Origin of the sequence: Pontibacter anaerobius, assembly GCF_026241195.1 — a bacterium.
In the GTDB taxonomy this organism is placed as follows: domain Bacteria; phylum Bacteroidota; class Bacteroidia; order Cytophagales; family Hymenobacteraceae; genus Pontibacter; species Pontibacter anaerobius.
In genome coordinates, this window is sequence record NZ_JAPFQO010000016.1 from 1 (window position 1) to 14,012 (window position 14,012).

A 14,012-nucleotide genomic window follows, 5' to 3' on the forward strand; every position below is an offset into this window, starting at 1 on the left:
GTGAGCACCTCTTCCCATTCCGAACAGAGCAGTTAAGCCCGGGTGCGCCGATGGTACTGGGGTCACACCCGGGAGAGTAGGTGGCCGCCAACCCATCAAGAGGACCGCCCCCACAGGGAGCGGTCCTTTTTTTTTGGCCCACACCCGACAGCCTTCCCCGTGGAACGGCAGGGGGGTATAAACACTGCGTTTTTACCTAGTGCCGCACATTATTATAAGCGCTTGCCTTGCGCAGCGTTAGCAAATAGCAACAGGAAAGCCCCTGCAGTAACGCAGGGGCTTTCCTGTTTTTAGAGGTTAATATTGCTAGTCTTTTCTACCTGCTACAGAAGTATAGAAGTCCTCCTCCTGGAGGTACTCATTAGCTAATTCTTGTAATTCAGGAGCGGTTACAGTTCTTACAGTAGTTACAAACTTGTTGTAGTGTTCTGGGGATAACTTATGTAAAACAATGCGCTTGTATCTGTCACACTGATCGAAGATGGTGTTAATATCGTTCAGGAACTTGCCAAGCATGTAGTTCTTTACTGTCTCTAGCTCATCTTCAGGAATTTGCTCCTGCTGCAACTGTTTAACTTCTTTCTTTACTTCTGAAATAGTGTTTTCTGTAACAGCGTAATTTACGTCAGTACCGACATAAAAAACACTGTCTTTTTCCTTAGGCGATATAACAGAGTAAACTCCATACGTATAGCCTTTGTCTTCTCTGATGTTGCGCATTAACCTGGAGCCGAAATAGCCGCCCAGTACTTCGTTAAGCACTAACAATTTCTGGTAATCAGCGTGATCAATTTTAGGGAAGCGTTTACCCATACGGATGGAAGACTGCAAACTATCGGCTATTGAAACCAGTTTATACTTGTCAGTGGCTGCTACTTCTTTAACTGGAATGGTTCCTGAAGTTGTGGTTGGTTGTAGTAGTAGTTTTTCTACCTCATGCTGAAGCTGTTGCTGCAGCATATCATCTATTGCTCCGCAGGCGAAAACCTCAAGCTCCTGCGTTACAAACCTTTCACTATAATAGGTGGCTACATCTTCTTTTGTAATAGCCTCCAGGACGCCTTCATCAAACCCAAAAGTATAAGGGTGGCTACTGCCGTACACTTGTTGTGTGAAATTGTGGGTGGCCAGGTAACTGTTCTTCTGGCGCTGCACCTTGAGGGATTGAACAGTGCGTTGCTTTAGCAGGTTGAACTCTTCTTCCGGGAAAGCAGGGTTCTGCAGCACGTCCAGGACAAGTGTAAGTAATTCTGAAGTATACTTTGCCAGGCAGTAAAGTGTAAACTCTGTGCGGTCGTAGCCGTGGTTGTTTTCGAAAGAGGCGCCATAGTAGCCGACCTTATCGGCTATTTGCTTGGCGGTATGGTTAAGGGACCCTTCCAGCAGCATTTTAGCAGCAAGGTCAGAGGTACCTTTCTTTTCTTCGAACCATTTACCGGCCTTAAAAACAAAATCCAGCCTGACAACAGGCTGGGTTTCGCTTTTGATAACATGCAGTCGGGCTCCATTGCTTAGGTGTGTTACCTCGGCTATCTGGATACTAACGGCATCTATTTCATATGTTTCAGGAGCTTTTGTTCTATCAAGCATTCTTTAAGTTGTATTTATTATTCCAGGTTAAGGGCAAGTGTAAACCGCCATGTATCGGCAAGTGGGTTGCCCTGGTCGTTCGGGATGAGGTAAGCAGCATCCAGGCCAAACTTCTGGTAGCGGATACCTAAACCGGCTGAGAAATATTTTCTGCCGCCTTTATCTGGGTGCTCGTAGAAATAACCTACGCGCGCTGCAAACAGCTCATTATACCAGTACTCTACTCCCGTAGAAAGGTTTACCTCCTTCATTTCTTCGCTGGCACCGCCCTCTGCATCTCCAAAAGATGAGAAGATACCGCCGATCACGCTTTGGTCTGTATCAGCACCCGGTGATGGTACCAGCAGCTTATTGGCATCGAGCAGCAACGTAAGCGAGTTATAAGCATCCAGGTTATACTTAAGAGCGGTACCTAATTTCAGGTTTGTAGGCAGGAAGCTTTTATCCTCGTCTTCAGAATAAGCTATTTTACCCCCGATGTTGGAGATATTGCCAGCCAATGCAAGGTTCAGGTTCTGACTTAGGTCTTTGTTATAGTACACACCCACATCTACTGCAGCTGTATTGCCTGGCTGCGACTCTGTGTTGCTTCCGCTCACGTTTACATCACCGGCAAGGTTAGAGTGAATAAAGCGGGCAGTTACACCAACGCTGAAGTTTTCGCTGAGGGCCTGACCATACGATACAGCCACGGCATACTCCTTCGGGTTATAGTTCTGAAGCGGGTTTTGCTGCGCATCAATAAACTGGATCTCGCCTAAGTCGAAATACATTAAGGACACAGCCAGAGCAGATGTTTCGTTCAGTTTCTTATACCCTGAAAGGTAGTTTAGCGACATATCGTCCACGATGTTGCGCAACCACGGCGAATAAGAAAAAGACACGCTCAGGTCGTTCTGCACAAAGCCGAGTTTTGCAGGGTTCCAGTAAGATGCGTTGGCGTCAGGCGATAAAGCCACACCAGCATCACCTAAAGCTGCTGAACGCGAATCAGGGCCAACAGTCAGGATCGGAACGGCAGTAGTAACCGCGTTAAGATCAGAGCCGGTAGAGGTGGCAGGCGGTGGCGTCTGTTGTGCAAAGGCAGCTGGCGCTGACGTTAAGGCAAACGCTAAAGCGGCGGCCTTCAGTATCTTACTATGTTTCTGCATATAAAGGGTATCAATAACTATATCAAATATAGAAAATATGTACTACTATTCTAATTCAAAATTACAAGTTTCTCAATTTTGGAGGCCTTGGCCCCGTCCTGCCGCGACTGTACATTTACTCTATAGATGTAAACGCCCGGAGTCAGCATATCATTGTACTCATTCCTACCATTCCAGGATATTTCTGCTACGCGCGTTTTGCTGCTGCGGCTGGTGGCCTGTAGCGTTTTAACCAGTTTGCCTGATATATTGTAAACCTGCACCTGGATATCCAGGTCTTGGCCGGCTCTGTTATGGTCAAAAAGGAATGTTGTTTCGGATGAGAACGGATTCGGATAATTTAATACATGCTCTAACGCAAGAACGGCATCATTAGATACATAAAATTCTATATAGGCTTCTGAAGAATTATTATGCGTGTCCCAGGCCTTCAGGCGGATGGTATGCGGGCCGGGCGGCAGATCTTTCAAAGTATACTTTACCTCGCCCTCCTGATAGCTGTCCGAGGCTGCCGTGTAGTAATCATTCAGAACAACCATTGAGCTCTGATTTTCATCTAGGATGGCTGTTATCTCATGCCCAATACCTATACCTGCCGTGTTAATGCCATTGTCATCGAACAGTTTTGCCAGCAGGGTAGTGGTTTGGCCGGTGGTGCCCCCGGACACAAAAGACTCATCATCCATGAACAAGTTAACGGTAGGAGGGGCATTATCCACAGGAACATTCTTGGCTGTGCCGCCAATTACTACCTGCTGGTTGGCACCCATGGCATCGTGGGTGCTGTTGCTGGCATACATACTTATCTTGCCCTGCCCATACTTGTAGGAGATATCTTTGGGAACCACAAAGGTTATCTCAAACTGGCCTTGCCGCACACTGGCTTTGCCATCGTAAAGTATGCTTTCGCGCACCTGTACCGGCACCTTCTGGCTACTTTCATCGCCAAGGGTTTGGAGCGTGGTCGGCTTCTCGTATACTTTCAGGTGCAGATCGCCGGAGAAATCATTGGCTAAAGTGCCGGAGCTGGTCTGTACATGCCCTTTCAGGGTTACCTTACTTAACGCGTTGAGTGTGTCAGAAGAAATTTCCTTGCCATTTATACTTGTAATTCGGGTTTCCAGGGCAGGGTAAGCCAACTGCATGGAGGGGTCGGAGAGGAGAGAGAAGTTGCGGTTGTTCACGCCCCTGGAGCCACTCGCATTATCCAGAATGCTGTTGTTCTTGGTAAGCATCACCAAATCGCCGAGGCGTGGCATACGGCCGTTAACGGGTGTAAAGGCAGTTTTAAAGAAGTTACGGTTGAGTACGCGGTTGCCATTGGAGTATACCGGCCGGGTGGTTGTAAGTAAGCCCACGGCGCCGCCCTCGCCATGCAGCAGCGCCAGTTCGGCACCGGAAGGACGGCCGGGGTCATCGTAGCGGCCAAACTCGCAGGTGGCGGTAAGCAGAAAGGTGAGGTTGCCTTTGTTCTTCCAGTTGCTGACCTGGGGCAGCGTGAGTACCTGCTCCGAAGCCCAGCTTACCTCGTTGCCGTGGCCGGTATAATTCGTGATGAGCGAACCTTGCTCTACAGCTTTATTGAGGGCAGCGGAAGCATCGGGTACGCGCTGGCCATTTGCCACGGCCTGCTGCTGGTACAAGTCAATGTATACTTTATCAGGGTTATACTTTGGATGGTGCTCCACCAGGTAGTTTGCCAAAAACTCTGCATCGTTCTGGTGCTCGTTGTAGTCGCCGTCGTCTGCTACAAATGTAACCCTATCGCGCCAGCTACCGAAGTGGCTGGGGCTATCATAGTTGATGATCTTGCTGACCATAGTGGCTGCCTCTGCCGTTGTTCTGGCCGGAAGCCTGCCTATGCCAATGTCCAGCAGGTGATCTCCCTGCGTATTTTCTGCCCAGTCGCCCTCATCCTCATCCAGAAAACCAAAATAATCCTCGGAGCTGTAGCTGGTAATCGGGTGCAGCGACTCTCTGGACTCATACACGGGTACAAAGTTGGTGTTGTTGCTAAGGCGGTTCTTGTAATCGTAAGAGGCATCGCCGAAGAGCAGCAGGTAGAGCACGTCGCCATTGGTTTTGCTGCTGCGGCTGTAGAGCATACGCATAAAGTCTCGGATGGCCGTTACGTCCTGCGCCCCCGACGAGAACTCATTGAATACTTGCTTGGTGGTAACCACCTGCACCTCCATGTGGCTGTGCTGCGCCCGGTGGTTTGCCAGCCGCTGCGCCTCCAGCAGAAATACCGGGTGCGCTACAATAACAAAATCCAGGGAGCCGCTCTGGTTAAGGCTGTGCAGGTTCTGGTTCTCCACACGGCCCACAGGTATAGGTTTTCTGTTGATGCTCTGGAACACCACAAACTCACGCAGCACATCGGTGGCGGCACTGAAACTGCCATTGCTGTGCTGCTGGTTTACAGGTTGCGTCGGCTGCGTGACATCCCAAACCACCATGTTTGCCGGGGCACCGCTGACGGTGAACCTGCTGACGGGCTGGGTTATACTTTGAAGGGAGCGAAATGCTGTCTGCTCACCGTAAAGTTTCAGCTGGCGCTGGTAGTGCAACTCCAGGTAGTTCAGGTAGCCCATGGCCGTAGAGCTGCCGCCGGTGTTAAAATTGAGCCCAACCGTAACCTCGCCCGGGTTGCCAAGTTTCTGCTGGTTTAAAGTATAGGACTTGGTGCTGTTTACGCCCTCCGGGTGGTAACTGTGCGTGCCGCGGCCGGAGATGTCCTGCGAGCCGAGCGCCTGGTTATTGAGTTGTACCGTAAAGCTACTGCTGGATGGAGAGTTGGCCATGAGTGCGGCCTCCAGCTGTACTTCAGAGCCTGCCATCACATCCGAAACCGGGAAGTTGAAACTACGGCTCGTCTGAAAGGCGCTGAACTCCTCTCCATACCACTCCCTACCCGAAAAAACCATGTTCTTCAGGTCCTTCTCATAAAAAAGGTGCTCGTTGTAGCTGTTTATACTTTGTGATGCTCCCACTGCCTGCCCGCGTGTGGCAATGCGTGCACCGGCGCTGTGGTTGAGCCGCAGGAAGTAGAAAGCGGTGTCGGAGTAGACGTTATACTTGTGGCGGAACTGCTGCGTAGCTTCGTCGTACTGCCAGGTGTGCGGGCCTTTTGCATAGAAAAGTATGTAGTCCGCATCGTCGAATTTGCCACCTTCCTCACCAATCACGGCAATGGCATTCTCCTGGAGGTCGTCGGGGCGTGGAGCACTGTTGGGCTGGGGCAGCATGCCGCCGCCGTTACCGTAGAGCTGTATTTTTGCTGGGTCTATACTTTGGGCGCTGATGCCGAGCGCCTGTAGCACGCTTTTATCGATCTTGTAAACACCGCTTTCGGTTACAGCCAGCTTATACCACTCGCCAGTGCTGAGGACGGAGTTATTGGTAAAAGAAGTGGGGGCTGCGGTTTGTGCGGAAGCGCTTGTCAGGCAGGTAAGCAGACAAAGAGCACATGCATAAACCAATCGCTTGAGCCACATCATAAGCAAGTACAAATTATGAAAAGCTGCCCGAACTATATAACGTACAGGCAGGCAGCATACTTATATCTTAATCAAAGATACGGTTAAAATATTGGAATACAGCAAGCTTTTGTACTTGCTTAGGCTTGGAAGTACGAAGCCCCATAATCGGCTGGGATATAGGTTAAAGGTTATAGCAGGCCTTCTTACCTTCTAGCAATTTCCGCCTCCAGGTTCAGGGTGATATTCGCTCCAAGGCGCACATCATCACTAACGCTATGGTGTATGCGATGTCTTCTTAATAACGGACAGTAGTACGTACAGCAGGATGATCAGCGGTATGGCCGCGAATTGAAGCATGGCCGCCAGGATTACCGACAAGCCCAGGAAAACAAAGCGAACAGCGTTATCCTGCCACGTAAAGTTCTTGAACTTAAGGGCAAACAGCGGCAGCTCCGCCACCAGCAGGAAAGAAAGTATAACTGTTAGCGAGAGCAGCACCGGGTAGTTCAGAATAAGCTCGAAGGCTAGCAGCCCCTCCGTCTCCAGGATTACCGGCAGTGAGGCCACAAACAGCGTATTGGCCGGCGTTGGCAACCCGATAAACGAGGTGGTCTGGCGGGTATCGATGTTAAACTTGGCCAGGCGCAGCGCCGAGAAAATAGTGATCAGAAAGCCGAAGAAGGGTATGATATCCGCAGGGATGCCTAAAACCGGTGCCTCCAGGCGGTGCAGCAGCATAAACATAACGGTGCCCGGCACCACGCCAAACGATACCATATCGGCCAGCGAGTCCAGTTGCTTGCCAATCTCGGAGTAGGCGTGCATCACACGGGCCACCATGCCGTCCAGAAAATCGAACACAGCGGCAATGCCCACCAGGTAAGCAGTGGTTACCAATTCCCCTTTAAAGGCAAAGTATAGCGCCAGGCAACCCGCGAACAGGTTAAGGCAGGTGATAGCGTTCGGAATGTGTTTTTTCATGCAGCAGCAAGTATGGCGGCAGGGTTACCGCAGAAAAGGGTTATACTTTTTCTCGTAGCCGATGGTGGTCTCCGGGCCGTGGCCGGGATAAACCGTCACCTCGTCGGGCAGCGTGAAAAGCTTGGTTTTTATACTTTGGATGAGCGTGTCGAAGTCGCCGCCGGGCAAATCGGTGCGGCCGATGCTGCCCTGGAACAGCACATCGCCGCCAATCATGGTTTTATCGGCCTTGCTGTAGAACACCACATGGCCCAGTGCGTGGCCCGGCGCAAAGATCACCTCCAGCTCCGTGTTACCAAACTTTATACTTTCACCCTCCTTCAGGTAAGAGGCCGGCAGCTGCTCTGCGTACTGCGCAAAGCCATAGTTAGACGAATAGGCAGGCACCGAGCGCAGCGTCTGCTCATCGTCCGGGTGTATCTCCAGCCCCACGTTGTAGGTATCGGCCACAAACTTATTGCCCAGCACATGGTCTATGTGGCAGTGGGTGTTCAGCAGGCGCACCACCTTCAGGCCGTTATCCTCGATATACTTTCTCAGCTGCTCCTGCTCCTGGCGATCATAGCAGCCGGGGTCTACCACCACGCACTCCTTGGTGTCGTCGTGCAGCAGGTAGGTGTTCTCCTGAAAGGGGTTAAACGTAAGGCAGGTAACCTTCATAGCTATCTCTTTTGATGATCGGGTATGCGCAAAATCAAAGCTCTAAGTTACTAATTTACGCGGTACATCTCGTAACTTGGCCCTATGAAATACGATTTTATAGTAGTGGGGCACGGCCTGGCGGGCGCTATTTTAGCGGAGACGCTACGCAGCCGCGGCAGCAAGGTGCTGGTGATAGACGAACCGAAAAAGAACTCTGCCTCCAGGGTGGCGGCCGGGCTGCTGAACCCCGTAGCGGGCAAGCGCTTTGCCAAGTCGTGGCTGGCCGATGCGTTTATACCTGCCGCCGATGCCTTTTACGATACCCTGGAGGCGCGCTACGGCCAGGAGCTGTTCTTCCATAAGCCCATCTATAAGATTTTCTCGTCCATAGAAGAGCAAAACACCTGGATGGCCAAGAGCGCCGGCGGTAACTGGGGCGACTACATCCTGGCCACGCACACCCAAAGTATGAACCAGCCGGGCATCGACGATCCATTTGGCGGGATCATGATCGGGCGCGGCGGCTACCTGCACGTGTTTGCCATGCTCGACCTGCTAACCGAAGACCTGCTGCGCCAAAACCTGCTGCTGCCGGAGCGGTTTGACATGGATAAACTGCAGCTGACGGAGAGCGGCGTAAAGTATAAAAGTATAGAAGCCGATCAGCTCATCTTCTGCGAAGGGTACCAGGTGGTGAACAACCCATACTTTAAATGGCTGCCCATACAGCCTACCAAAGGCGAGGTGCTGGAGGTGCAGACAGAGCAGAATTTCAGCCCGGAGTGCATCTATAACAAAGCCGTTTACGTTGTTCCGGAAGGAGTAGGTCGCTTCATCATTGGGGCCACCTACGACTGGCGAAACCCCGACGAGGAGCCAACACCACAGGGGCAGGAGGAGCTTTCGGAGCGCTTCAGGCAGATTACTTCAAAGCCGTTTCAGGTAACTGGGCACTGGGCAGGCATCAGGCCGGCTGTGCGTGACCGCAGGCCGCTGGCAGGTACGCACCCGCAGCACCCGCAGCTGGGCGTTTTTAACGGAATGGGCTCTAAGGGCGTGCTGATGGCCCCTTTTCTGGCGCAACGCTTCGCAGCCGCACTGGCCGGAGAAGAAGAGCTGATGCCGGAGATACACATTTTTAGATATTTATCGTTATATTACCAGTATATAGAACAACAGAACCAGCAACCCTAAGCGCATGCGTCTTTCCATCAGATTTCTACCGCTGTTCATCCTTTGCCTATTGGCGGCTTCTGCTGTGCAGGCGCAGCCTAACGTAGATTCATTCGGCAAGAGCCGGATACAGTACAAGAACTTTGACTGGAAGCTCTACAGCACCCAGAATTTTAATGTATACTTCTACCAGAACGGTCAGGAGGAAGCTGTAAACGCGGCGGCCTATGCCGAACGGGAACTCAAGCGCATTACCAGCCTGATCGGCTATTACCCCTACTCCAAGATCACGCTCATTCTTTACAATTCCCCTTCCGACCTGCTCCAGAGCAACATCGGCCTCAACAACGACCAGTACCAGACCGGCGGCGAGACACTTTTCATGAAGAGCAAGATCGAGCTCGCTTACGGTGGCACCCAAACCGAGTTTAAGCATGACCTGAATTACCAGCTGACGGAGCTGCTGATGAACGACATGATGTATGGCGGCAGCCTGAAGGAGGCGCTGCAGAGCAGTTACCTGCTGCGCCTGCCGGAGTGGTTCATTAGCGGGGTGTCGGCTTATACGGCAGAGGGCTGGAGCCTGGAAATGGACAGCTTTATGCGAGATATGTTGCTGAAGCAGGAAAAGCCCCGCCCGGAGAAGGTATTCCTGAAAAGCCCGAAGCTTGCCGGCCAGAGCGTCTGGAACTACATTGCCGAGCGCTACGGCTACACGGCCATCCAGAATATCCTGAACCTGACCCGCATTACCCGCGATGTGGAGATCGGCATTACAAGCAGCCTGAACATACCCTACAAACGTTTTCTGCAGGATTGGTATAACTACTATGTGCAGATAAACACCAGCTCTGAGAGTCCGTTGGTGCAGCTGCCCGCAGGAGCGAAGCTGTTTAAAAAGAATAAGGAAGGGCACTACTACGGCAAACCGGTACTAAACCCGGATGGCACCATGCTGGCTTACGTGAAAAACGACAACGGCATTTTCAAGATCTTTGTGCAGGATGTGCGCACCGGTAAAGACCGCGTAATATGGCGTGCCGGCTACAAGAACCTGGACCAGCAGGTTGATTTCGATATGCCGGTAATGGCTTGGAGATCTAACGCACAGCTGGGCTTTATGGAGTCCAGGAGGGGGAAGGTGGTGTTGCGCCAGGTAGATGCCCGCAACAGGTACTCCTTCATTCCATTTTATGAAAACCTGACCACCCCCGCCGCTACCCTGGAGCAGTTTGTACATGTAAACGGCATGGGCTACTCCGAAGACGGGCAGAATATTGTGGTAAGTGCCGTGCGCAACGGGCAGACGGACCTGTTCCTGCTGGGTAGCAACGGCCGGCTGGAGCGGCAACTTACAAACGATATTTTTGATGACGTAGACCCGGTTTTCCTGCGCAACAACGGCGGCATAGCCTTCAGCTCTAACCGCTGGGAAGATACCACGGGCACGGCAGCCCAACCAGACTTCAACAGCATTGTCAACAATTACGATATTTTTATACTTCAGCAGCAGGGCCCTGACAACAGTATCCGACAGCTCACCAGCTCTATTGCCAGCGAAACGGAGCCACGGCCAACCGCCGATGGCAATCTGGTGTACCTGGGCGAGGAAAGCGGCATCCGGAGCGTGTACCGCTACGACCTGAGCAGCGGCACCAGTAAGCCGGTTACAAACTTTGTGCAAGGTATAGAGCAGTTCGATTATGTGCCGTCGGCCAATGTGCTGGCCGTAGTAGCCAGCGACGAGGGAAACAGCTTTGTGTACCTGCTCCCCAACTATGAGCCCACCAGCCTGGATCAGCTGCCCCAGACATCACGCCAGATCATACTTGAAACACGGGCACGTACCTCTCAGGAGGCCGCCGCAGCCGCTACCCAACGCAGACTACTGGAGCAGGAAAAGAAGGGGCAGACTAATGTGCGCGAAGAGGGCGAGATCAACATTGAGGATTATGAGTTTAACGAGGCGCAGCGGCAAGCACAGCAGCAAAAGCGAAGCGCTGCACCCGTACGTAGGGCAAGCAGCGGTAGCAGCAGCGTAGACCTGGTAGGCCCACTGAATTACGACCTGCGTTTCAGCGTGCAGGAAATCATTACCTCGGTGCATGCCGATCCGCTACTGGGCTTTGGCATTGTGGCCGGCGTAGAAATGTCTGACCTGTTTGAGAACCACCGTATCCGGGGTACGGCCTTTATGCGCACCGATTTTGAGACGAACAACTTCTTCGCTGAGTACATGAACCTGACCAGCCGCGTAGACCTGGGCGTGCAGTTTGAGCGATCTACTCTGAGAGGAAGCCTCTTGAATGCGCCGGGTTCTATTGTGAACTTTACTAAAAACGAGCTTACTCCGGTACTTAAATACCCCTTCAGCCACAGCACCAGCCTGCACCTGAAGCCAAAGTTCGTGAGCACGCGCTTTACGTATAAAAACGATTTCTCTATACCTGACACGGTAGAGTCTTTCTGGGGTGGTAACGCGGAACTGGTGTACGACAACAGCGTGATTACAGGGGTAAACCAGCGTGAGGGCACCCGCTTTAAGTTAGGCTTTATGTCGCTGAAAGGCTTTGAGGGCTCACAGGGTAACTTTAACAAGTTTTACGCTGATTTCAGGCATTACCTCAAAATTCACAGGCAAATCATACTTGCCACGCATATTAGCTACGGCCGGTTCTTCGGTAACTCATCCAAGAAGTTCCTGATAGGCGGCATGGATAACTGGTTGCTGGCCGATGAGGACGAAGAGGCCGAGCTGAACGACGTGCAGGTAAACTCCCCGGCAGACCTGTTCTACCTGGAGTATATCACACCGCTCAGAGGCTTTAACTTCAACGTGCGCAGCGGTAGCAACCACTTGCTGGCCAATGCCGAACTTCGCATCCCGATTGTGCAGTATCTTTACAATGGCCCTATCGGGTCGGGCTTTTTCCGTAACCTGCAGCTGACGGCCTTTGCCGATGCGGGCTCTGCCTACAGCGGTGCCAACCCATTCTCTGGCGATAACTCCATCAACACCCGCATCACCGGCGGCTCCACCGGCCAGCTGAACGTGGATAAATTCGACATCACCGTGATCAACTACCGTAACCCGTTTCTGGTGGGGTATGGCTTTGGTGCCCGCACTACCTTGCTGGGGGTATACGGCAAGCTGGATGTAGCCTGGGGAGAGGAAGAGGATAACCGCGTAGGCCCCAAGTTCTACGTAACATTGGGCTACGACTTCTAAAACAATCATACCGCATGAACCTCAAAACCAAGCGCTATGGTTTGGGCGCATTGCTGTTGCTGGGCCTGATGGCCGCTTGGTTGCACATGGCTGATAAAAACTATGTGTACAAAGCCTTAATCTACAACCTAGCCAACATTGACGACAACACTATTTTTGACCAGCGCAAGATAGATGCACCCTTTACCGCGCAGCCCTGGCCGCTTGCAGAGAAGTATAACCTGGTGCAACTGCCGCAGGAACTGGAGCAGCTGAACGAGGAAATGGACCCGGTGGCATTTTTGGTGGTGAAGGATGACTCTATACTTTATGAGCAGTACTGGGATGGGTATTCGGATGAATCGCTGAGTAACGCTTTTTCTGTGGCTAAAAGTATCGTAAGCATGCTGGTGGGCGTGGCGATAAAAGAGGGCCATATTAAAAGTGTAGAACAGCCGGTGGGCGACTTCCTGCCCAGGTTCCGAAAAGGCGATAAAGCAAAAATCAAGATAAAACACCTGCTCTGGATGAGCTCCGGCCTGAACTGGGATGAATCCTACATTAACCCGCTTTCCATGACGACTGAGGCCTACTATGGCTCTAACCTGAAGAAAGTCATAAACAGGCTGGAAGCGGAGGAGGAGCCTGGAAAAAAGTTTATCTATAAAAGCGGCGATACGCAGGTGCTGGCCTTTGTGCTGCAGCAGGCCACCGGCATGAGCCTGAGCGAGTATGCGGAGGAGAAGCTATGGAAGCCGCTGGGTGCCGCCCAAGACGCAGAGTGGAGCATAGACCAACCCGAAGGCATGGAAAAAGCCTACTGCTGCTTTTTCTCCAACGCCCGCGACCTTGCCCGCCTCGGCAAGCTGTACCTGCACAACGGCGTCTGGAACGGCGATACCATTGTGCCACCCGCCTATGTAAAAGCCTCCCTCACACCTAACGGCCTTATTAACTCAGAAGACGGCAAAAAAGTGGATTTCTACGGCTACCAGTGGTGGTTGGTGCCGGACTACAAGGGGCAGGATATTTTTTACGCACGCGGCATACTGGGGCAGTACATCATTGTGATCCCGGAAAAGGGCATTATACTTGTGCGGCTGGGCAGGCAACGTGGCGGCTGGACCGGCGAACATCCAAGCGATCTGTTTGATATGATCGACGGTGTGAATAAAATGGTGGACTAGGATAAAAAATAGCAGCTTTTATACTTTGTGATTGCTGCAGCTATACTTTTGTAACTGTTCAGGGCCTGAGGAAATATGTAGTTTACCTCCTGCTGTTGCGATAGGCTCTGTAGGTGTTGTACCTGCATGAGGCTCATCTTTAAAGTAAAAACTAAACATTGCATGAGGACCTTGCTCATATTTGCCGCACTTATACTTTCTCTGGCTGTAAATAGCTGCGGCACACAAAACAAGAGTAAGCAGTATGATAAAAGATACGAGGATGCATTTTCAGAAAGCTTTAAAACCCTAAGCTTCTGTAAATGCCTTGAGTATGGCTACAGCAAAAAAATAGATTTACCCTCTGAAGATGCAAGTTGCCGGTATCCTGACTACTTGTATGGTGAAGGAAGCCTAATTGATAGTCTGGCAAGGTTAGAGAGCTTAAAATCAGGCAAGATTCTGTTAAGAGTATTGGGAGAGTGGCCGAAGGTATGGAGGGCAAGAAAGTAATAGCTGCCTGCATGGATTTTTACAAAAGCAAAGAACTTGATGCTTTGGCCAAGGCAAGGTATCAAGCTAGTCGTGAAATCAGGAGCCTTTAAATTTTTCCGTATAC

Annotated in this window: 9 protein-coding genes and 1 rRNA gene; 5 read left to right on the forward strand and 5 right to left on the reverse strand. The window is 51.5% G+C overall.

Annotation, left to right across the window (positions count from 1 at the left end; genetic code table 11):
• Positions 1-93 (forward strand): 5S ribosomal RNA (gene rrf, locus OO017_RS19245); the annotation flags it as partial.
• Between the two features lie 213 nt (positions 94-306).
• Here rrf and OO017_RS19250 read toward each other — a convergent pair.
• The 5 genes from OO017_RS19250 to OO017_RS19270 all read right to left on the reverse strand — a co-directional run bounded on the left by OO017_RS19250 (position 307) and on the right by OO017_RS19270 (position 7,864).
• A complete protein-coding gene (locus tag OO017_RS19250) occupies positions 307-1,590 on the reverse strand; it encodes a M16 family metallopeptidase (RefSeq protein ID WP_266054336.1) in 1,284 nt (427 codons plus the stop codon).
• 17 nt (positions 1,591-1,607) lie between these two features.
• The gene (porV, locus tag OO017_RS19255) at positions 1,608-2,741 is read right to left on the reverse strand and encodes a type IX secretion system outer membrane channel protein PorV (protein ID WP_266054338.1); all 1,134 of its coding nucleotides are present in this window, start codon (positions 2,739-2,741) and stop codon (positions 1,608-1,610) included.
• 50 nt (positions 2,742-2,791) lie between these two features.
• Positions 2,792-6,241, reverse strand: coding sequence for a type IX secretion system sortase PorU (porU, locus tag OO017_RS19260; protein ID WP_266054339.1), 3,450 nt, complete (start codon positions 6,239-6,241; stop codon positions 2,792-2,794).
• A gap of 255 nt (positions 6,242-6,496) precedes the next feature.
• Positions 6,497-7,204, reverse strand: a complete 708-nt coding sequence (gene pssA, locus OO017_RS19265) for a CDP-diacylglycerol--serine O-phosphatidyltransferase (protein ID WP_266054340.1) — start codon at positions 7,202-7,204, stop codon at positions 6,497-6,499.
• 24 nt (positions 7,205-7,228) lie between these two features.
• Entirely contained in the window at positions 7,229-7,864 is a 636-nt protein-coding gene (locus OO017_RS19270; protein ID WP_266054341.1) for an MBL fold metallo-hydrolase, read from the reverse strand.
• Positions 7,865-7,948: 84 nt separating this feature from the next.
• Here OO017_RS19270 and OO017_RS19275 point away from each other — a divergent pair, with 84 nt between their 5' ends.
• From OO017_RS19275 to OO017_RS19290, 4 genes are all read left to right on the forward strand, one after another.
• Positions 7,949-9,040, forward strand: coding sequence for an NAD(P)/FAD-dependent oxidoreductase (locus OO017_RS19275; protein WP_266054342.1), 1,092 nt, complete (start codon positions 7,949-7,951; stop codon positions 9,038-9,040).
• A 4-nt stretch (positions 9,041-9,044) separates the two neighbouring features.
• The gene (locus OO017_RS19280; RefSeq protein ID WP_266054343.1) at positions 9,045-12,248 is read left to right on the forward strand and encodes a hypothetical protein; all 3,204 of its coding nucleotides are present in this window, start codon (positions 9,045-9,047) and stop codon (positions 12,246-12,248) included.
• A gap of 14 nt (positions 12,249-12,262) precedes the next feature.
• Positions 12,263-13,414, forward strand: coding sequence for a serine hydrolase domain-containing protein (locus OO017_RS19285; protein WP_266054344.1), 1,152 nt, complete (start codon positions 12,263-12,265; stop codon positions 13,412-13,414).
• A gap of 162 nt (positions 13,415-13,576) precedes the next feature.
• Entirely contained in the window at positions 13,577-13,906 is a 330-nt protein-coding gene (locus OO017_RS19290; RefSeq protein WP_266054345.1) for a hypothetical protein, read from the forward strand.
• Positions 13,907-14,012 lie beyond the last annotated feature (106 nt).